The 20,056-nt window shown below is 47.3% G+C and carries 16 protein-coding genes and 1 riboswitch; of the genes, 4 read left to right on the top strand and 12 right to left on the bottom strand.

Going from position 1 to position 20,056, the window contains the following annotated elements:
- Nucleotides 1–59: 59 nt before the first annotated feature.
- From BN1546_RS16555 to BN1546_RS16535, 5 genes are all read right to left on the bottom strand, one after another.
- Nucleotides 60–1,004, bottom strand: coding sequence for a metallophosphoesterase (locus BN1546_RS16555; protein ID WP_090738351.1), 945 nt, complete (start codon nucleotides 1,002–1,004; stop codon nucleotides 60–62).
- 68 nt (nucleotides 1,005–1,072) lie between these two features.
- Nucleotides 1,073–1,882 carry an AAC(3) family N-acetyltransferase gene (locus BN1546_RS16550; RefSeq protein ID WP_013372868.1) on the bottom strand — a complete coding sequence of 270 codons (810 nt, stop codon included), beginning with the start codon at nucleotides 1,880–1,882 and terminating at the stop codon, nucleotides 1,073–1,075.
- Nucleotides 1,883–2,051: 169 nt separating this feature from the next.
- Complete coding sequence (gene sdhB / locus BN1546_RS16545; RefSeq protein WP_013372870.1) at nucleotides 2,052–2,819, bottom strand: succinate dehydrogenase iron-sulfur subunit; 768 nt, start codon at nucleotides 2,817–2,819, stop codon at nucleotides 2,052–2,054.
- Between the two features lie 19 nt (nucleotides 2,820–2,838).
- Nucleotides 2,839–4,584 carry a succinate dehydrogenase flavoprotein subunit gene (sdhA, locus tag BN1546_RS16540; protein WP_013372871.1) on the bottom strand — a complete coding sequence of 582 codons (1,746 nt, stop codon included), beginning with the start codon at nucleotides 4,582–4,584 and terminating at the stop codon, nucleotides 2,839–2,841.
- Between the two features lie 93 nt (nucleotides 4,585–4,677).
- A complete protein-coding gene (locus tag BN1546_RS16535; RefSeq protein WP_025674087.1) occupies nucleotides 4,678–5,352 on the bottom strand; it encodes a succinate dehydrogenase cytochrome b558 subunit in 675 nt (224 codons plus the stop codon).
- 226 nt (nucleotides 5,353–5,578) lie between these two features.
- On the opposite strand from BN1546_RS16535, the gene BN1546_RS16530 reads away from it, so the two are divergent.
- Entirely contained in the window at nucleotides 5,579–6,484 is a 906-nt protein-coding gene (locus tag BN1546_RS16530; protein WP_058711984.1) for a LysR family transcriptional regulator, read from the top strand.
- 5 nt (nucleotides 6,485–6,489) lie between these two features.
- Here the strand turns inward: BN1546_RS16530 and BN1546_RS16525 are convergent, their stop codons facing one another.
- Both BN1546_RS16525 and BN1546_RS16520 read right to left on the bottom strand, forming a co-directional pair.
- Nucleotides 6,490–7,167, bottom strand: coding sequence for a potassium channel family protein (locus BN1546_RS16525; RefSeq protein ID WP_013372875.1), 678 nt, complete (start codon nucleotides 7,165–7,167; stop codon nucleotides 6,490–6,492).
- Nucleotides 7,168–7,185: 18 nt separating this feature from the next.
- Nucleotides 7,186–8,526: a TrkH family potassium uptake protein gene (locus BN1546_RS16520; protein ID WP_090738349.1), complete on the bottom strand. Its 1,341-nt coding sequence runs from the start codon at nucleotides 8,524–8,526 to the stop codon at nucleotides 7,186–7,188.
- Nucleotides 8,527–8,935: 409 nt separating this feature from the next.
- Nucleotides 8,936–9,088, bottom strand: a riboswitch (cyclic di-AMP (ydaO/yuaA leader).
- 261 nt (nucleotides 9,089–9,349) lie between these two features.
- On the opposite strand from BN1546_RS16520, the gene BN1546_RS16510 reads away from it, so the two are divergent.
- A complete protein-coding gene (locus BN1546_RS16510; protein ID WP_090738345.1) occupies nucleotides 9,350–11,080 on the top strand; it encodes a CPBP family intramembrane glutamic endopeptidase in 1,731 nt (576 codons plus the stop codon).
- Here the strand turns inward: BN1546_RS16510 and uvrC are convergent.
- From uvrC to BN1546_RS16490, 4 genes are all read right to left on the bottom strand, one after another.
- Nucleotides 11,049–13,133 (bottom strand): excinuclease ABC subunit UvrC, encoded by a 2,085-nt coding sequence (gene uvrC / locus BN1546_RS16505; protein ID WP_090738343.1) that lies wholly within the window; start codon nucleotides 13,131–13,133, stop codon nucleotides 11,049–11,051. The genes BN1546_RS16510 and uvrC overlap by 32 nt on opposite strands.
- A gap of 159 nt (nucleotides 13,134–13,292) precedes the next feature.
- On the bottom strand, nucleotides 13,293–13,610 hold the full coding sequence (trxA, locus tag BN1546_RS16500) for a thioredoxin (RefSeq protein ID WP_010347861.1): 318 nt from the start codon (nucleotides 13,608–13,610) through the stop codon (nucleotides 13,293–13,295).
- A gap of 125 nt (nucleotides 13,611–13,735) precedes the next feature.
- Nucleotides 13,736–14,683 (bottom strand): primosomal protein DnaI, encoded by a 948-nt coding sequence (dnaI, locus tag BN1546_RS16495; protein ID WP_013372880.1) that lies wholly within the window; start codon nucleotides 14,681–14,683, stop codon nucleotides 13,736–13,738.
- 98 nt (nucleotides 14,684–14,781) lie between these two features.
- Entirely contained in the window at nucleotides 14,782–16,299 is a 1,518-nt protein-coding gene (locus BN1546_RS16490; protein ID WP_013372881.1) for a replication initiation and membrane attachment family protein, read from the bottom strand.
- A 344-nt stretch (nucleotides 16,300–16,643) separates the two neighbouring features.
- Between BN1546_RS16490 and hemQ the strand changes: the two genes are divergently transcribed.
- Nucleotides 16,644–17,423, top strand: coding sequence for a hydrogen peroxide-dependent heme synthase (gene hemQ / locus BN1546_RS16485; RefSeq protein ID WP_013372883.1), 780 nt, complete (start codon nucleotides 16,644–16,646; stop codon nucleotides 17,421–17,423).
- Between the two features lie 121 nt (nucleotides 17,424–17,544).
- Here hemQ and BN1546_RS16480 read toward each other — a convergent pair whose 3' ends face one another.
- Nucleotides 17,545–18,735, bottom strand: a complete 1,191-nt coding sequence (locus BN1546_RS16480) for an NAD(P)/FAD-dependent oxidoreductase (protein ID WP_058711979.1) — start codon at nucleotides 18,733–18,735, stop codon at nucleotides 17,545–17,547.
- Between the two features lie 236 nt (nucleotides 18,736–18,971).
- Here BN1546_RS16480 and BN1546_RS16475 point away from each other — a divergent pair, with 236 nt between their 5' ends.
- On the top strand, nucleotides 18,972–19,976 hold the full coding sequence (locus BN1546_RS16475) for an NAD(P)/FAD-dependent oxidoreductase (protein WP_090738341.1): 1,005 nt from the start codon (nucleotides 18,972–18,974) through the stop codon (nucleotides 19,974–19,976).
- Nucleotides 19,977–20,056: the final 80 nt, after the last annotated feature.

Here is a 20,056-nt window from a genome sequence, read left to right as displayed (position 1 = left end):
TTCAAGCCAACATTATGTAGTTCCAACATATATGATGAAGATGAAAAAAGGATCATGACCTATTGGCCAGATTTTAACGTAATAACACTAAGCTCCGGTCTGCACAGCACTCGTATTGGCAAATGTGTCATACCAATGCCTCGGCTGACATACAGTGGCATTCTATTCGTTCCCACATGAAATAATCCCTGAATGTACTTGCGTCCACCTGGGGGTGGCATCGGTGCTCCAATGACAGGCAAACGTACCTGTCCCCCATGTGTATGTCCTGACAATTGAAGATCAAAGGACATTTGTGCCGCCACATCTGCATAGTCCGGCTCATGCATCAGCAGCAGCTTGCACATCTCATCAGGCAGTCCGTGGATTGCACGCTGCGGATTGGGCTTGCCCATGATGTTATCCTCCAAGCCGACAATGGCCACACGTTGTCCCGCGCGCTCTACAACCGCATGCTCATTTCTCAGCAGTGTAAACCCGGTTTTTGGATATAGTTCCTGAACGCCGGCGGGTAAGCCTCTATAATCATGATTGCCCAGAATAGCAAATTTACCAAGGGTAGCGTGCATGGAAGCCATAACTGGAACAGCGGCCTTCATAGATACTGAAAAATCATCTACAATATCGCCTGTAAAACAGAGTAAATCCGGCTCCAGACCTGCTATTCGGTCCGCAAGCTCGCTCAGATCCTGCTCATCCATGTGAAACCCCAAGTGCACATCGCTGAAATGCACCACCTTAATTCCGTCAAATGCAGACGGAAGACGAGGAAGGGACAAGTTGAAGCGTGTAATCTCCAAATGATTAGGCTCCCATAAGGAGGCATATCCTCCAGCCAATAGTGCAGTTCCTGCTGTGGCTAAAGCCGCTTTTTTCAAAAAACGGCGGCGGGAAGGATTGGCTGGCTCATTTGATAAGGAACGCCGCGAAGAACCGGGAGGGATAGTGGCCTCCTGATGTGGGCCATCCTGACTCTCGCGGCGGATTTGCGACGTCTTCTTCATTATGCGTTCCCCCCTTGCGTTCTGTCCTTTCTATCTCATTTCTCAGCATTTCCTACTGTCCAGAAGCTTTAGCGATGAGTGGACAACCACTGCTCTGCATAGTCAACCAAATCCCGTTGCCTTGCGAAAAAACATGAAGCCTCTCCAATGTTCACCCGCATAAAGGATGTGGGACATTCCCGTTCAAAATCAAGTCCCAACTGCTCAAAATCATCCGAGGTAATATTATAATCCTGAAAAGACACCCACGTTTTGGTCCCATCCACCATCATAGGGGCTTGATGCGTGACAACTTCACGTCCATTGTAGGCTGTTCGATATTCTGCCAAATGTAAGGAGGTGTTGCTGTCATGTCCGCAGCCCAGCAGCAGTACATAGGCATCTGCCTCATACAGCTTTGCCAAGGGCGAATGCTCACCCAGCCCAAAATCAAGCTCATGCGCTTCCAGTAAGCCTATAGCAGCAGGTCCACATGCCGCCAGAGAAACGTGCGGATGTCCGCTGCGCACTGTTCCCGGCAGGCCACGGAACGTTTCTACAATGACGCCCATCCCTCCGGTCAGCGTCCAGGCCGGATCATAAGCAGGCATTTCCTCACGTACCAGTTCCCACCATGACTCATCCAGAGGCGGGTTCATCCAGGTGGACGGATCTGTCAAGTCGTGTGACTGTGTTGGCATCACCAGCGTCCCTTCCCGGCCAATCGCTTCGGTTAATGCGGCAAGAATGGTGGAGGCCCCGCCTGGAACAAAGCGCCCAAAGCTGCGCATCGACGAGTGAACAAGCAATGTCATGCCGCTCTGAACTCCCAGCTCCTTTAATCCTTTCATTACATCCGACCTCGTGACAGGTCGATTCGTTATCGGTTGCACAGTCACCTGTCCAGCCTCCTTTTCTCCAAAACGATACACAATATTATAATTATACCATAAGTGCTGTCCCTCGCTCCTTCCTCCATGTTACCCTCCATCATTCCTGAGCGCAAAAAAACAGGCTTTCTCCGGTTGGGAAGAAGCCTGTTTGAGTACAACCTATGGGCTGGCTCTGCTACACAGTCAGCCAGCGCTTAAACATATGCTTAGTCGTTTGCTTGTTCATTTCGGCAATAGAAGTTGTCAACGGAATGCCTTTCGGGCAAGAGCGTACGCAGTTTTGCGAATTACCACAGCCTTCTAGCCCGTCGTCCGTCATCAATGCATCCAGGCGCTCTTCCTGATTCATTTCCCCTGTCGGATGGCTGTTAAACAGGCGAACCTGAGATATCGCCGCAGGACCGATGAACGTCGTCTTCTCATTGACGTTCGGGCATGCTTCCAGACAGACACCACAGGTCATGCATTTGGACAGCTCATACGCCCACTGACGCTTTTTCTCTGCCATTCTAGGACCCGGTCCCAGATCGTAGGTACCGTCAATCGGAATCCACGCTTTGACCTTCTTGAGCGCGTTAAACATCCGGCTGCGGTCAATGACCAAATCCCGTACTACCGGGAATGTACTCATGGGCGCAATCGTAATCGGCTGCTCCAGCTTATCGACGAGCGCTGCGCATGCCTGACGTGGCTTGCCGTTAATCACCATAGAACAAGCTCCACATACTTCCTCCAGGCAGTTTGACTCCCAGCACACCGGAGCCGTCTCTTTACCTTGGCTGTCTACCGGGTTACGCTGAATTTCCATCAGCGCGCTGATCACGTTCATTCCCGGTCTGTAGGCCAATTCGAATTCTTCCGTATAGGAACTGGCATTAGGCTCATCCTGACGAGTAACCACGAACTTCACTGTTTTATTCGACTTCACTGCTTGCTCCGACATCTAAATACACTCCCTTCTGTTATTTGCTCTTGGAATAATCTCGAACACGCGGCTTGATCAGTGAAACATCAACCTCTTCATACGAAATTTGTGGTCCTTCCGGTGTCCAATCTGCAATCGTCGTTTTCAGATAATCTTCATCGTTGCGATCCGGGAAGTCCGGCTTGTAATGGGCCCCGCGGCTTTCGTTGCGCAGTAGCGCCCCTTTGGTCATCGCTTCAGCCAGTTCCATCATATTCCACAACTGTCGTGTAAACGCCGCACCCGCATTATTCCAGCGCGAAGCGTCATTAATGTTAATGTTCGAGTAACGTTCCTTCAGCTCCTTGATCTTGTGAATCGTAGCTTCCAGCTTGTCATTATAACGAACCACGGTCATATTGTTCGTCATCCACTCACCCAGCTCTTTGTGAAGAACATAGGCATTTTCTTTTCCGTCCATATGCAAAATGCGCTCATACTTCTCCGTCTGCTGATTGACTGCCGCATCAAATACCGAAGAAGCTACATCCTGTGCAGACTTTTTCAAGCCCTTGATATATTCCACAGCCTTTGGCCCAGCCACCATCCCACCATAAATAGCCGACAGCAACGAGTTTGCACCCAAGCGGTTCGCTCCGTGATACTGGAATTCACACTCACCAGCTGCGAACAGACCCGGTATATTTGTCATTTGGTTATAATCGACCCACATGCCGCCCATTGAATAATGAACAGCCGGGAATATTTTCATTGGGATTTTACGCGGATCGTCGCCGACAAATTTTTCATAAATCTCAATAATGCCGCCCAGTTTTACATCCAGCTCTTTCGGGTCCTTGTGAGACAGATCCAGATAGACCATGTTCTCGCCGTTAATACCCAGTCCATCATCAACGCATACGCTGAATATTTCACGTGTCGCAATGTCGCGAGGGACCAGATTTCCATAAGCCGGATATTTTTCTTCAAGGAAATACCATGGCTTTCCGTCTTTATACGTCCAAATGCGACCGCCCTCTCCCCGTGCCGACTCGGACATGAGACGCAGCTTGTCGTCACCAGGTATAGCCGTTGGATGAATCTGTATAAACTCACCGTTCGCATAGCGAACGCCTTGCTGATACACTGCACCGGCAGCCGTGCCGGTATTAATGACGGAATTTGTGGTTTTACCGAAAATAATCCCGGGACCACCAGATGCCAGAATAACGGCATCCGCTGCAAAAGTCTTCACTTCCATCGTACGCAAATCTTGCCCACAAATCCCTCGACAGATGCCTTCATCATCCAGTACAGCCTGTAAAAACTCCCAGTTTTCGTACTTGGTCACCAAACCAGCAGATTCCCAGCGTCGTACCTGCTCATCGAGAGCATACAGGAGCTGCTGTCCTGTCGTCGCACCAGCAAAGGCTGTGCGATGATGCTGGGTACCGCCAAAACGGCGGAAATCCAGCAGTCCTTCTGGTGTCCGATTGAACATAACCCCCATACGATCCATGAGATGGATGATTCCCGGAGCCGCTTCGCACATCGCTTTTACCGGCGGCTGGTTTGCCAGAAAGTCACCGCCATAGACTGAATCGTCAAAGTGAATCCAAGGTGAGTCTCCCTCACCTTTGGTATTTACCGCACCGTTAATGCCGCCTTGCGCACAAACGGAGTGGGATCTTTTGACCGGAACCAAAGAAAATAAATGAACGTGGACTCCCGCCTCTGCCGCCTTGATCGTAGCCATTAGACCTGCCAGACCGCCGCCCACGACAATAATATTGGATGCTGCCATTTCTGCTCACTCCTTCTTTTCAGGATTTGTACTAAATCCCCTTTTACCATTCAAAATAGAATCTCAACACGATGTATAATTTAAATAACTCGTTTACAGTAGCTGTTTAAAAGCGCTGCAATGCACCAAGGCTGTTGCCGTTTCTTGGAATTCCGCGCTACGGAATGCAAGCAGGGAAGCAACGAAGCCGATCGACACCACCACGAACAGGGTCATACAGATATAGGAAGATACTTTTTGGGCACGTGGTCCCACGGTAATCCCCCAACTGACCATAAATGCCCACAGTCCATTAGCAAAGTGAAATGATGCCGAAACGACACTGATTAAATACAAAATAAAATAGACTGGGTTCGTCACTATGCCATGCATTACGCCGCCTAGCTCCTCATGAGTGACATTACCCAGGGCCACCTGAAAGCGTGTGTCGTATACGTGCCAGATAATAAATACAAACGTAATGACGCCGGAAATACGCTGGAACAAAAAGCGCCAGTTACGCGAATAGCCAAACCTTTTGACATTCGGATCAGCCTGATAAGCGATATACAAGCCATAGATTCCGTGGAACAGTAATGGCAAGTAGATAAATAACGTTTCTAACACAATAACCAGCGGCAAACCATTCAGGAAGGCCACGCTGCGATTAAAACCTTCCTTACCGCCCTCCACCGCTGTGAAGTTTGTCACCAAATGCTCAACAAAAAATAGAGCCAACGGAATGACGCCAAGAAGCGAATGCAGCTTTCTGGAATAAAATCCTCTCATCTAGGTCATGCTCCCTTCTCCCAATAATAGCGTTTTCAACAGTAATATAACATATAAAATGACAGTTCCCGACAGGGAATGTTCAACAAGGTGTCCCTTATAAGGAAAAACAAAAGTGTGAACATCTTGTGTCGCTTTCATGTTACTCCTTTTCGGCTTATAATGGAATTGCAATATACGTATTAATTATTATGTCTTTTTTGCATATAGAGAGGAAGTGGAAGATTTGTTTGAGGATTTGAACGCTTTTGCCGTCGTTGTCGAGCAGTCCAGCTTGAATAAAGCCTCCAAACTGCTGAATTTGTCCCAACCCGCCCTGTCTCGCAAAATTGCCAAGCTGGAGGAAGAGCTGGGTGTCCATCTCTTTGATCGTCGGGGCAAACGGCTCGAAATTACATCGACTGGCCGATTTGTATATACTTTCGCGCTGGAGCAACGGCAACGTCAGCTTCGCTTCTTACAAAAGCTGTCACAGCACAAAAATGAAGCCCAGAGCATGCTTACTCTGGGCGCAAGTCTTACGACACTCCAAACGACGTTGCCTACCCTCGTCGAGGCTTTCATGAGCAAGCATCCTCAGACTGAGCTAAAGCTGCTCACCGGCAAAACGCATGAAATCGTCGCCTTTGTACGCGACAAAAAAGCAGACGCCGGCGTTGTCGGGTCTGCCATTCATGAAGCTGGATTACGCTGCATTCCGTTATTTGACGATCATTTGGAGCTAGTCGTCCCCATCGGGCATGAATTAACTGTCAAGACAGGAACGGCTTCAATGAAGGACCTGCAAGGATTGCCGATGATCATTTTCTCCAAAGGAACCTGGTACCGCAGCCTGACGGATGACTTGTTCCAGCGCAGCGGCATTATGCCGGATATCCGCATGGAAATCGACTCCTTCGAGGCGATTGTACGCCTGCTTCCAACCTGCAAGGCATCCGCTTTGCTGCCCAAATCCTACTTGCGCAGCGAACTGCTGCGAGATAATGGACTTACTGCATTGTACTTGCCTGATTTGAAGGAGACACGCCGAACGACCTCCCTCATATACTCAGAAACGGCCGATCTCGGCCCGACAGCACGACGCTGGATTAGCGAGACACGCGCTTCGTTTGCAGGCTACCGTATGGTGTAGAGAATTTAACCCTCTTCATTGACATTAACGACCTCATCCTCAAAGCGGCCGATATTGTCATTGGAGCCGATAATGACCATAATATCGTCTGCTTTCAGCCGATCCATAGCTGTCGGCGCGATCAAGATACCATTCGCCGTATGAAGTGCCACGATGCTGCAACCAAAGCGGGTACGAGCATTTAATTCTGCTAACGTTTTGCCATTCAGACATGCAGGCACATTGAGTTCCACAATGCTGTATTCCTTGGACAGCTCCAAATAATCGAGCAGATTAGGCGTGACCAGCTGATGCGCTACCCGAATACCCATATCTCGTTCCGGATAAATGACTCGGTCCACCCCAAGCTTCTCTAACGCACGCCCATGCAGTACAGATATAGCTTTGGCTACGACTTTTCTCACACCCAGCTCCTTCAGCAAAATGGCGGTCAGGATGCTTACCTGAATATCATCACCAATTGCAACAATGCCGCAATCGAAATTACGGATGCCCAGTGACCGCAACGCATCCTCATCTGTAGCGTCCGCCACGACAGTATGTGTCAGGATCTCACTCATACTGTCTACAACATCCTCATTCCGATCAATGCCCAGCACCTCGCACCCCATATCCACCAATTGCAAAGCCAGGCTTGAGCCAAACCGTCCCAGGCCAATGACTACAAACTGCTGCGTTTTCATATCTACTCGAAAACTCCCTTACCCTATAATTATTTTACCTTCTGGATGACGATACAATTCCTTACCCTTTTTCGGTCCCAGTGCATAAGCTAGCGTGAGTGGACCCAGCCTGCCTGCAAACATCGTCAGAGTAATCACCAGCTTGCCTACAACTGACAAATCAGGTGTAAGCCCCATAGACAGCCCTACTGTACCAAATGCAGACACTGTCTCGAACAAGATCATTAGAAAATGATGATCTTCGGTTGCGGACAGAATCATCGTCACCCCAATCACGAACAGCAGCCCCAGCAAGGTAATGGTCAAAGCCTTATAAATTCGTGCCTGCGCAAGTCGGTACCGGAACAGCACAATATCTTCCCGTCCCCGCAGCATCGAAAACACCGCTCCAATGAGCAGGGCAAATGTAGTGGTCTTAATCCCGCCCCCAGTGGAGCCAGGCGAAGCTCCAATAAACATGAGTATGATGATAAAAAACTGCGTAGCCTGCCGCAAGCCTGCAATGTCCAGCGTGTTGGCACCTGCGGTACGTGGAGTAACGGACTGGAATAAAGAACCCAGCAGTTTACCACCCCAATCAAGCGAGCCAAGCGTCTTTGGATTCGTAAACTCAAATACAAAAATGACGAGCGTCCCGACGACAATCAGAGCAGCTGTCATGCTGAGTACCACCTTGGTATGTAAGGATAGTCTCTTACGCTTACGATAATCTGCCAGGTCTGACATCACTACAAAACCAATACCACCCGAAATAATGAGAAACATGGCTGTAAAATTAACAATCGGATCATATACATAACCTGTCAGGCTGCGAAATTCACCGAATAAATCAAAACCAGCATTATTAAACATGGAAATGGCATGCCAAATTCCAAAATAAATCGCCCTGCCGACAGGCATATCAAATGACCAGCGAATCGAAAAAATAGCTGCACATACTCCCTCAATCATCAGCGAGTACCATAGCACCTTGCGGATCAATCCAACAATTCCTTCGACAGAGGTCTGATTCATCGCTTCTTGCAAAATAAGGCGCTCCCGCAAGGAAATGCGACGTTTGAACACCAGCGCAATCAAGGTAGCCATGGTCATAAAGCCAAGACCACCGATCTGGATCAGCGCAACGATAACGATTTGACCAAAGGTTGTAAAAAAGAGCCCTGTATCCTTAACGACAAGCCCGGTTACACAGGTCGCGGACGCGGCAGTAAACAAAGCGTCTATAAACGCAAGTGGTCTTCCTGTTGTATTAGAGATGGGCAGCATTAACAATAAACTACCTATTAGAATGATAATGGCAAAGCCTGCAACGAATATCTGCGGTGGAGAAAGCCGAAGCCAGCGTGCATTGGGATTCATCTATTCATCACTTCTCTCCTAATCCTTAAAACTATAAAAACAGTGACTTAATACGGTGTAAGCCCGCTACGCGTTCCATTTATCTTCCGATCGTCGTTGCCCCTGATTTTTTTGATTTTCCAAACCTTAAGTAGCTATAATTAACATTCCCTGAATACAGGAAGAATGCATGTCAAACACTACTCGGCTCCCTGTGCTATTGGCGAGCAGCAGCGAAGGGGGCAGAATTGTTCTGAAGAAGCGAAGCGTTTGCCTTTATCTCCGGATTTTAACCATTAAAGGGTTTATACAATCAAAAAAAATCCGGGGATAACAGCAAACGGAAGAATAATCTGAACCCGCAGCGGTCTAACCAATCCAAACACTTTTATACACACAAAAAAAGACACCGGAAAACCGAGTGCCTGACTTGGTTCCTGCCCACAGCCTACGAGGTTAGCTGACGGATTCGGACAGCACAGTATGCCCTATTTACACTTCCGGTCCATCAGGATCGGCTGTAAAATTCACCCCAGTAACATGGTTCCCCCGTTTTCTCATAGAAATTCGGCTTAAATGTATATCATTACCCATATATTTCATAGGCATTGCCTCAAGATTATAATCCTTCTCTATCCAGATCACAAAATCGATTTCGCCGAAAAAACGTGAAATTGGCTTTAATTCGCGAATAGACATCGGTTAATCACAGCTTATCTAATTTTATTAAAACTTTAAAGTGCTTTCACTCTGTTTTCATGAATATCGCTGGTCTGTTGGCGGGAACCTGTGCAGTATGATATCTTTAATGGATGTTCTTATTTACAGATTAAGGAGGAAACTCATGAATCCTATCGGGAAACCGGTCGTGCTCACGGCCAACTTCAAAAAATTAGGCTTGCTGGGCGGGGTTGGCCTGATTTGCTTTTTTATCTTTCAATTGCTTATTCCCTCGCTTAGCAATCCAAGTCCGGAATCATTGATGAATGCAAAGGTCATCAGCAAACAAGAAGCGGTCATACACGCCCTGGACTTCGCCCGTTCCGAGTTGGGCTATACGGAATCACAGCCAGAGAAGCCCGTCGTAACCTATCAGGCTGAAACAGATTTGTACGGTTATTTATCCAGAGAAAAATTGGTTCAAGAGTACGATCGTACATGGAAAAAAAATTATCCATATGAAACCTTTCGGGTTGATTTGCCTGACTCCTCGGCGAAGGGCAAGCTGCAAATTCATGTGGATTTATCCACTGGGAAGGTCGTTAGCTTTAAACGGATCACCTCCAGCACCAATTACACACAGGCTGATGTTTCTACAGATGAACAAGCACGAAGCAGACTTGTACGTGTAGCTGAGGGTGACATGACGCTCGAAGCCAAGGAACAGGCTGCAGCAATATGGATCAAACGCTTTGGCTTTAAGCCATCTGAATTGAAGCTCGCGACCACTGAGGGGGAAGGTGGATTAAAATATACCGTGGACGGAAAGAAAATCGGCGCCTCGGTACTTACGCTGGCTTTTACTTTTGAAGACGGGGATGTTCGCTCGTTTACCCAAAGCTTTTCGGCCCCTTCGTCCTATACCGACTATGTTAAAAAGCAAACATACTGGGCGAATTGGATGACTTATGCGGGTTATGCCCTATTTAGCTTTGTCCTGAGCGTACTTGCCATTGTATATGCGTCACTCACCCGACGACATACTTCATTTGTGCGCGGTATTATTCTGTCCATTGTATACTTTATTGCTAGTATAGCTGGGACAATGAACATGCTGCCTTTATTGCAAGCTGAAGCAGGCAGTAAGGGCATGCTTATATTTCTTATGGTATTCCAGGTTGGTGTTACCTTCTTCATGGCTGTAGCCCTCTATTTCTCCTTGGTAGGCGGCGACGGGCTTATGCGTCAGGTTGGACTAAATGCATGGCCACGTGCTAAAGAGCCGGGCTACGGATTGTATGTGCTTCGCAGTATGTATGTCGGTTACTTGTGGGCCTTCATTTTACTGGGCGTACAATCCATTTTGTTCTTTGTATTGGAGCGCACATTTAATACGTTCTCCACTACAGACGCCACGCAGTCCCCTTACAATATGGCTTATCCATGGCTATTGCCGATTATGGCTTGGATGGCAGGTATTGGAGAAGAAACTGTTTACCGTCTATTTGGTATTCCGATGGTAAAAAAAATAGTCAAGAATACGTTTGTTGCTTGTCTGATCACTACGCTTATTTGGGCACTGGGACATACGCTTTATCCGATCTATCCGGTGATTTCCAGACCTATTGAACTGACTTTTCTTGGTTTGCTGTTTAGTTTCGTGTTCCTGCGTTACGGCTTTATCGCTGCCATGTTCAGCCACGTTATTTTTGACAGCATATTAATGGGGCTTAGTGTGATAAGTCTGGGAGACACCGTGAATGTGAGCGCCGGCCTATTCTGGATCTTACTTCCGGCTATTGTAGGCTACATCATTTACTGGTTTAGTCCCAAAAAACCTAATCGAATCATGTTTGAACCCATGAAAAAAGAGGAGCCGTATTCTACGACTCCTCCTCCCGAAGGGCAGCTATAATCTGACGAGCAAGCTTATCCCCAATAGAGAGAGGCCGGAAGTCTTCGACGCTGGCCTCTCTTATTTTTTTGAGCGATCCAAAATGCTTAAGCAGCAACTTACGCCGTTTCTCGCCGATGCCTGGAATGGAGTCCAACTGGGAAGTTACCATAGATTTGCCGCGCTGCTCGCGGTGGAACGTGATGGCAAAACGGTGAACCTCGTCCTGGATCCGTTGCAGCAGATAAAATTCCTCGCTATTGCGTGCAAGTGTCACGGCCTCAAATGTTTCTCCCATCAGTAGTTGGGAAGTTCTGTGTTTGGCATCTTTCACCAAACCACACACAGGTATAAACAAACCCAACTCATTTTCCAATACATCGGTTGCCGCTCTAATTTGTCCACGCCCACCATCGACAATGATCAAGTCGGGACGTTCAAGATTTTCCTTCAGCACACGTTCATATCGACGCCGAATAACCTCACGCATCGTCTCATAATCATCTGGTCCCTGCACAGAACGGATCTTGTATTTTCGATACTCCTTCTTGGCAGGCTTGCCATCAATAAAGACGATCATAGCCGAGACTGGATCAGAACCCTGAATGTTGGAATTATCGAACGCCTCTACCCGATGCAGACTATCCAGCCCAATGGCACGTCCCAGATTACTTGCAGCTTTGGATGTCCGTTCCTCATCCCGCTCGATCAGCTTAAACTTCTCATCCAGAGCAACACGTGCATTTTCCGTCGCCATACCTGTCATTTGCTTTTTCAACCCACGTTGTGGCACAAGTACTTTTATATCCAACCATTCAGCCAGAGCGAGAGCTGCCGCAGATGGGTCCTCCAATCCACCGGATAGTTGAGTTTCTGTTTCTGTTTCCCCGGTTTCTTGGTCACCAACTTGAGCTTGATTCGTTCCTTCTGCATAAGCTGCTCGTGCTTCGGCTACCCGCAGTGGGTCAGCAGAACGGTCTGACTCCGTTTGTACTGCTTCCTCATCTGTAATCCCGGTAGTCTCAGCTGTAGTTGCACTGTAAAGCTCAGTTTCTGTTGCAATCGGTTGATCAACATCAGCCGATTTTGCTTTCATCAGCTTAGGAGAATCCGGCAACAATATCTCCTGCGGCACTGCCGGGTTGTCACTGTAATATTGCGTCACATAGGACATAAAATCACTGTAAGCTTCACCGTAGAAAGGGAAAGTCGACATATGGCGCTCGATCATTTTACCCTTACGGACATATAGAATCTGTACACACATCCAGCCCTTATCTACCGAAAAGCCGAATACATCCCGGTCCTTCGCATCAGATGTGGTGATTTTCTGCTTTTCCATCATCGCGTCGATGCTAATAATCTGATCCCGCAGCTCCTTGGCACGCTCAAAGTACAATTCCTCTGCGGCCTCCTGCATTTTACGTTGGAGATCCTTTTTAATTTCCTCATGTCCTCCACTCAAAAAGGAACCAATCTCCTGACTGATCTGGTCATATGTTTCCTTCTCAACCTCTTTCACACAAGGTCCCAAGCACTGATGCATGTGATAATACAGACACACTTCTTTTGGCATCACACCGCACTTGCGTAGCGGATACATACGATCCAGCAGTTTTTTCGTCTGATGTGCCGCGTAGGAATTAGGGTACGGTCCAAAATATTTCGCTTTATCTTTCAGAACGCGACGGGTTACCTCCAGCTTGGGGTGTGCCTCGTTCGTAATTTTCAAGTACGGAAAGGTTTTATCATCCTTCAACAGCACGTTATAACGCGGCTGGTGCTTTTTAATAAGGTTGCACTCCAGAATGAGCGCCTCCATATTGCTGCCTGTAACGATATATTCAAAATCACGAATATCGGCAACCAGTCGTTGCGTCTTGCCGTTATGGCTACCTGTAAAATAGGAACGGACCCGGTTTTTCAACACTTTGGCCTTGCCGACATAAATGATGGTGCCTTCGCTGTTCTTCATCAGGTAACAGCCTGATGCATCCGGCAGCAATGCTAATTTGTGCCGTATATTCTCCAGCGCCTTCTCCTGGTTCTGCAAGTCCTCCGCATAGGATTTCATTCGCCCGGTTCCTCCTTCCATTCTTAATGACTGCTCAACTAACTACTTATATTATATAGGAATAATGCACAAAAACGCCCCCGGTATATATAACCGGAGGCATTGACTGTTCATGGCGCTCCACCAAGCCCCCGCAGGAGCATGGGTCACATTCCATGATTATTGGTGTTTAGTAAGCATGCTTTTCAATGCTTCTTTAGAGTTCAAGCCTACCACTTTATCAACAGGCTGTCCGTCTTTGAAGACGATCAGGGTAGGAATACTCATCACGCCGAAACGGGAAGCAGACTCTGGATTTTCATCCACGTTCACCTTCGCGATTTTGACACTATCGCCAACTTCTGTGGACAGATCCTCCAGAATTGGAGCGATCATTTTGCAAGGACCGCACCATGGCGCCCAAAAATCAACCAAAACGGTTCCTGTGCCTTCGACTTCTGCGTTGAAGGATTGATCGGACACGTTAACAATTGCCATTGTATGTTCCTCCTTTATAGAAAAGTCAACATTATTATAACCTGTAATGTCTGTTTCGACACCTTTTAATTATATCACAATAGTCTTTTAATTGTAAGATATCAAAAGAGTAGGCAGATGACCGCTTATCCTCGCTGATTTTTCCCCTTGACGGTAATGACATCTACAAAAGGACGAATCCGGTCCATCAAGCGTTGTCCCTTGTACATTTCCTCTCCGTCTTTGCTTGTAAAGCTAAGATGCTTCTCTAGCCCTTGCAGCGAGTAATTGGAAGTATAAAAGGTCGGTTTGCGGTTCATTCGGTAATTCAAAATGGAGCCCATTACATGGTCCCGTACCCATGGACTCAAATTTTCAGCACCAATATCGTCAAATACAAGTAGATCACAATTTTTAAGCATTTCAGTCGTTTCCTTGAGCTTCTGTCCATCCTGAATCATGGATTTTAAGTCCTCCACAAAATCAGGCATGTACACAATCACACCGTTGAAACCCGACAGAGCCAACTCGTGCAACAGATAGCCCATCAAAAAGGTTTTTCCCGTACCAAACGTACCTTCCAGGTACAGCCCTTTTTTTAATAAACCCTGACTTTTGGTTTCCTCAATATAGCGGAATACCTGATTTACTGCAGGCACGCGTTGCAAATCCTTGCGCGCAATTTCAACGGCATTATAGCCTTCCAACAGCGCGCGCTCATCTACATAAAAGCTTTTAATTCGCTCGCGCACCCGTTGTTCATGCTGAGAAGCAACCAGCTTGGCGCACGGGGTCCGAATGTCCACCATTTCCGCTGTTCCATTTGGGTACTCCACGCCCAGCTTGCAAAAGTGACCCTGAAAATCGTTAGGACACCGTTCCAATCCCGGACAGTTGTCGCAATTTCGACGATCCCGGGTATACTGAAAGAGCATACTCATATTAAGTCGCAATTGCGTTTCGTCCACATCAGGATGGGCAGCACAAAATTCCTTCACCAGCGGATCATTTAGAACCTGATCGGCTACGCTGCGAGTGCGTTGGCGAAACGAGGGGTTCTGCATCTGCTGTAGCAAATCACCGAGTGATTCCAAGGACACTCCTCCTTTCTAAAATGTGCAGAGTTATGGAGCGGGAGAGACGCTTCGCTGCCGACCGCCATAAAGTCGACACATTATTGAATTGGCTTCCACTATACCTTTTTTTGCTTGCCGGATTGCAATCGTTCGGCCAGGCGAAGCAGTTCATCCAGTTCTTCCTCGGATACGGATTCCTCGGAAGGTTGATCTTGTACGATCGGAATAGACGGCTTGGCAGGCCCATTGTTTTTGGCATACGTGCGGGATCTGCCCCCGGAAGAAGAAGCAGTAGACTGTTTTCCTTTTACCTTGGCTTGATCCCTTATATATTGAACGGCTTTTTCGTAAGTGTTTACCTGCTTTAGCAGCATGTTGGAGGCAACGGCCTCGACAAAGTTGCGGTTAATCCGTTGATCGCTCCCCGATACGAGCAGTGACATTAAATAATGGATCAGCACATTGATGACTTCACCAGGCAGCTTATAGCTGATATCAATCTTCTCGAATATATCCAGCAGGTTACCGGGAACCGTGCCAGGAAAAAAGGTTTGCAGCAAACGGCGATAAGGCTCGTTGCGCAGCATCATATTATATTGGTGAATGTCACACTTGGCTGTGAATTGTGGTGGTACCTCTACATAAAATTCCATTTCCACAGCCTGTTCTGCAGGCGGCTCTTCAGGTGTGGAAGTTTCCCTCTGGCGCAAGGCAACCACCTTGGCGGCCTGCACCTGCTGTTCCTCCTGACGCTTCCGTTCCTGCCTGGAGTGCTGGCTAGCCCGAAGCTGAAGCTCGTCGAGCAATAAGTCACCTGCTTCGGTAAAAATGCCGTCCTCATCCAGCAAGCGGCTGATATCCTGTACAGAGAGATCAAATTTACGGACCACGTAATTGACCATACCTAATTGCTCGTGTTCGAATCGAAGACGTTCCACGTGCTTGCGATTGGCGGATTCACGCGGAAAACGAAGAATAATATCGGCATAGTTCAATGCTTCCTCCGATTCGGACGCTAATGCTCCAGTCTGACGGCTCGTGGACACCTCGGACAGCGCCTGTTCCAGCTCATAATCGATAACATGGGTGTTCAGCTCAAACAGCTCATAAAACGGAACCGAAATATTCTCTTTATTATGGGAAGATTGCGACCATTCGCTAGATTCCCTGCTCCACAACGATTCTCTCAGAGAAAGCACTGCAAACTTACCGATTTTGTCTCTCAACAAAAGGGTGAGGTGCTGCGTTCTGAAAAATTCAGCAGGTGCGAGCGGTGGCTGCATCTCATATTCATACATATAATCGTCCGTTTCAGGCGCATACAGCCTGGACGTCTGCAACAGACCGACAGCCTCCAGCTTGGAGGTCTGTTCAATCAAATACTTGCGTCCCTTCTCACTTGGCTCCAGTCCCAGTGTCAGAAAAAGTCGACGTTGCTGTTCCAACGGCGAATAACCGATCTGTCCGACTGGCACATGCTGGAACAACAGTCGATATAGACTGACCGCAAATGCGCCTACCATCGGCTGATAGACACTTCCCAGCATCAATTCATCCAGTGCGCTCAAGCCAAATTCCCGATAAACGCAGTAGCGGTGGTTCTCAGTATAGTGCAGCAGGTTTTTCATCCGCATTCCGACATTCTTCCTTTCCTGACATAACGTTCTCCAAGATGTTTTACTATTCTATCATACTTGCCCTCGGGTGGGACCAACAAAATAAGGGCAATTGTCCTCCTTTTTGGCAGCCGTATTCGTCCGAGTTCTTCTTTTTTCGAGAATACTAACTATTTTATGACTTTTGTGACCTGCATCATGGAAAAATAATATTCTTCACACTTCTTTCATTGGTGAAAAGCTCCAAATTGAGCTACAATATAATGGTTAAACATCACGTATTGGATACGGGAACGATATACGGAAGTACACATATTTCGGCTAAGCCGATTACATTTACAGATCGTAAAGGAGTGTAGATCGTGAATCAACATCAACCTCAACAAACCCCAGCAACACCCAACGAAGTAACCTCCACACTGGAAGGCTGGTATGCGCTTCACGATTTCCGGTCCATCAACTGGACGGCATGGAAAACCGCAGACGATGAAGAGCGCGCGGGAGCACTGGACGAGCTTCAAGAGTTTATGAAGGAATGGAGCGTTACCGAGGAAGCAGGCCTGGGCAGCTCGGCTGTCTATACTATAGTCGGACAAAAGGCTGATTTTGTTATGCTGCACCTGCGTGAAACGCTGGAAGACCTCAATAAATTGGAAAATGAGTTCAACAAAACAACCTTCGCCAAATATACGACCAAAACTTATTCTTATGTAAGTGTGGTCGAACTGAGTAATTATTTGAGCAAGGAAGAAGATCCAATGCAAAATCCACAAATTGTCGCACGCCTGAAACCTGTATTAAACAAGGCTCGTTATATTTGTTTTTATCCAATGAACAAGAAACGTGATCTGGATGACAACTGGTACATGCTTTCGATGGACGAACGTCGCACCTTGATGCGCAGCCACGGTTTAATTGGACGCAGCTATGCTGGCAAAGTAAAGCAAATCATCTCAGGTTCCATCGGCTTCGATGATTGGGAATGGGGCGTAACCCTGTTCTCCGACGACGCACTTCAATTCAAGAAGCTAATTTATGAAATGCGTTTTGATGAAGTAAGTGCCCGTTACGGTGAATTTGGTTCCTTCTATGTCGGCAGCGTGTTGAACGAAGAAACATTTGAAGACATGCTGAAGCTGTAGATCTCTAATATATAGAAAAGAAAAGCAATAGAAAAAAGGTTTCCAGGCTCTGGTAGGAGTCGTGGAAACCTTTTTTTTCTGTTCTTATTGTTTTTAGGTGATCTTGACTACTTGGCTGAGATTAGAAAAATCGCCCTTTTTTCAATACCAGTGGAATGCCGCCAATGATGAACAGATAGCGTAGATCTACGATCTTTTTCAACTGTGCGGCCACCCAGCCTTTGATTTTGCGTTTACCTACTACGGCGACGGCTTCGCCCTTTCCAAGAGATGCAACTGTACCCTTATTGGAGAATACGAACTTGTGCAGCTCCTTTTTGCGGAGCGTAGCGGCCAGATTCTTGGCACAAAGCACTCCTTGCTGCATTGCAATTTGGGCAGTCGGTGGATAAGGGCGGCCTTCGGGATTAAACATCAGAGAACTGTCCCCGATAATGAAAATATCATCGTGACCCGGTGCACGCAGAAAATCGTCGACTTTCACCCTTCCACGCATCACTTCGAATCCGGCTTTCTCGATCAAACCGTTCCCACGGATCCCACCCGTCCAGACGACCGTGCAGGCTTCAATTTTCTCACCCTCACCAACGATTACACCATCCTGCAGGCATTCCTTAATCGGAACTCCAATACGGAAGTTAACCCCTTTACGTTTGAGGACATCCATCGCATACTCCACCAGTTCAGGATCAAACCCTGGTAATGCTGTAGGAGCTGCCTCAACGTTAATGATTTGAATTCGATTAAAATCGATGTCGTAAGCTTTAGCCAGCTGTGGCAGACGATCCGCCAACTCCGCTACAAACTCAATGCCACTAAAACCAGCGCCCCCTACGACGAAATTTAGGCGACCTGGTTTACCATCATTTTTATATAGGGCCAACTGATATTCAATATGCTCTCGAATCAGGCGCACAGAGTTAATACTGCGAATCGTCAGCGCGAATTGATCCATCCCTGGAATACCGAATGTTTCCGGCTCCCCACCTAGTCCGATAACCAAATAATCGTAGGATAGCGAGCCATCCTCCAGCACGATTTTTTTCTCCGTTGGTATGATTTCCTTAACTGTTCCTTTGACTAAATCCACCTTGAACTCATCGATGAGCTGCGCAATCGGAATCCTCGAATGCTCAATCGTATCCGTGCCTGCCGCAGGCATGTGAAGATGAGTCGTAATATAGTGGTAATCATGACGGTTGATTAGCGTGACAGTTGCCTCATTGTGCTTGAGCTCCTTTTGCAATTGCTGAGCCGTCAATATTCCGCCATATCCAGCGCCCACAATGACAATTTTGGGAATACTGCTCATGCTTCTACCCCTTCCGATATACATAATCATTCAATATTCACAGCTTTTCTTTCAACACGGTTAATTTATACTCACAGGAAAGTCTTCATCAAATATTAATCGCTTTAACTTTGCAAGAGGAACCCAGCAGTTTATAATGATAAGCAGTGAATCATACGTTCGGCGGCTATCTGAACCTCTATGCGGCTGATTCAATATCTACAATTCATACTATCCCTTTCGGAGGTGTTTTTAGAGTGACAGCTCAATCCACAGGTGCGGAGATCCGCGATCTGATCATAATCGGAGGCGGTCCAGCCGGTATTTTCGCCGCTTTTTACGGAGGAATGCGTCAGGCATCCGTCACCTTAATTGAAAGTATGCCCCAACTGGGCGGCCAGCTTGCAGCCCTTTATCCTGAAAAATATATTTATGACGTTGCTGGCTTTCCTAAAGTGACTGCACAGGAACTGGTCAACAATTTGGTTCAACAAATGAACCATTTTAATCCAGAGGTGCAGCTAGAAGAGAAAGTTGTATCGTTAGAGAAGAAAGAAGAACGCCACTTCATCGTCAAAACAGACAAAGGTGGCGAGTATCATGGTAAAGCGGTTATCATTACCGCTGGCGTGGGTGCTTTCGAGCCGCGCAGACTGGAGCTTCCAAGTGCCGATCGTTTTGAAAAAACGAACCTGCATTACTTTGTCAGCGACCTGAGCAAATTTGCAGGCCGTAAGGTGCTAATCAGTGGCGGCGGTGACTCTGCTGTAGACTGGGCCCTTATGCTGGAACCGATTGCAGAACAGGTTACATTGATTCACCGCCGTGACAAATTCCGCGCGCATGAACACAGTGTCGAAAACCTCCTCGCTTCCAAAGTAAAAGTTATTACACCAACGGAAATTGCAGAATTGCATGGGGAAGATACGATTACTAAGGTCACTCTTGCTCATGTAAAAACCAAAGAAACTCAGGAAATCGAAGTGGACGATGTCATTGTTAACTTTGGATTTGTATCCACACTTGGCCCGATTGCTGAATGGGGAATTGAAATCGAAAGTAACTCCATCGTGGTCGATTCTCGTCAGGAGACGAATATTCCTGGCATTTTCGCTGCAGGAGACATCACCACCTATCCAGGCAAGCTCAAGCTGATCGCGGTTGGTTTTGGTGAAGCCCCTACGGCAGTCAACAACGCCAAGGTCTATGTAGATCCAGACGCCAAGTTGTCTCCCGGTCACAGCAGTAACATGAAAATGTAGTTAATTTAGACTATGACAAAAAAGGGTATTTTACTCCATGTTTGAATCTCTGGAGTGAAATACCCTTTTTTACGGTGTGC

Source organism: Paenibacillus sp. Mc5Re-14 (assembly GCF_001049835.1).
GTDB lineage: Bacteria > Bacillota > Bacilli > Paenibacillales > Paenibacillaceae > Paenibacillus > Paenibacillus polymyxa_C.
Note: the sequence above shows the minus strand (reverse complement) of the source record. Positions and strands in the feature narration are given on the sequence as shown.

What these genes read in the sequence shown, in the direction of transcription:
- BN1546_RS16555 (WP_090738351.1), bottom strand. Translation starts at nt 1,004, where the DNA reads ATGAAGAAGACGTCGCAAATCCGCCGCGAGAGTCAGGATGGCCCACAT.
- sdhB (WP_013372870.1), bottom strand. Translation starts at nt 2,819, where the DNA reads ATGTCGGAGCAAGCAGTGAAGTCGAATAAAACAGTGAAGTTCGTGGTT.
- sdhA (WP_013372871.1), bottom strand. Translation starts at nt 4,584, where the DNA reads ATGGCAGCATCCAATATTATTGTCGTGGGCGGCGGTCTGGCAGGTCTA.
- BN1546_RS16535 (WP_025674087.1), bottom strand. Translation starts at nt 5,352, where the DNA reads ATGAGAGGATTTTATTCCAGAAAGCTGCATTCGCTTCTTGGCGTCATT.
- BN1546_RS16525 (WP_013372875.1), bottom strand. Translation starts at nt 7,167, where the DNA reads ATGAAAACGCAGCAGTTTGTAGTCATTGGCCTGGGACGGTTTGGCTCA.
- BN1546_RS16520 (WP_090738349.1), bottom strand. Translation starts at nt 8,526, where the DNA reads ATGAATCCCAATGCACGCTGGCTTCGGCTTTCTCCACCGCAGATATTC.
- BN1546_RS16510 (WP_090738345.1), top strand. Translation starts at nt 9,350, where the DNA reads ATGAATCCTATCGGGAAACCGGTCGTGCTCACGGCCAACTTCAAAAAA.
- uvrC (WP_090738343.1), bottom strand. Translation starts at nt 13,133, where the DNA reads ATGAAATCCTATGCGGAGGACTTGCAGAACCAGGAGAAGGCGCTGGAG.
- trxA (WP_010347861.1), bottom strand. Translation starts at nt 13,610, where the DNA reads ATGGCAATTGTTAACGTGTCCGATCAATCCTTCAACGCAGAAGTCGAA.
- BN1546_RS16490 (WP_013372881.1), bottom strand. Translation starts at nt 16,299, where the DNA reads ATGCGGATGAAAAACCTGCTGCACTATACTGAGAACCACCGCTACTGC.
- BN1546_RS16480 (WP_058711979.1), bottom strand. Translation starts at nt 18,735, where the DNA reads ATGAGCAGTATTCCCAAAATTGTCATTGTGGGCGCTGGATATGGCGGA.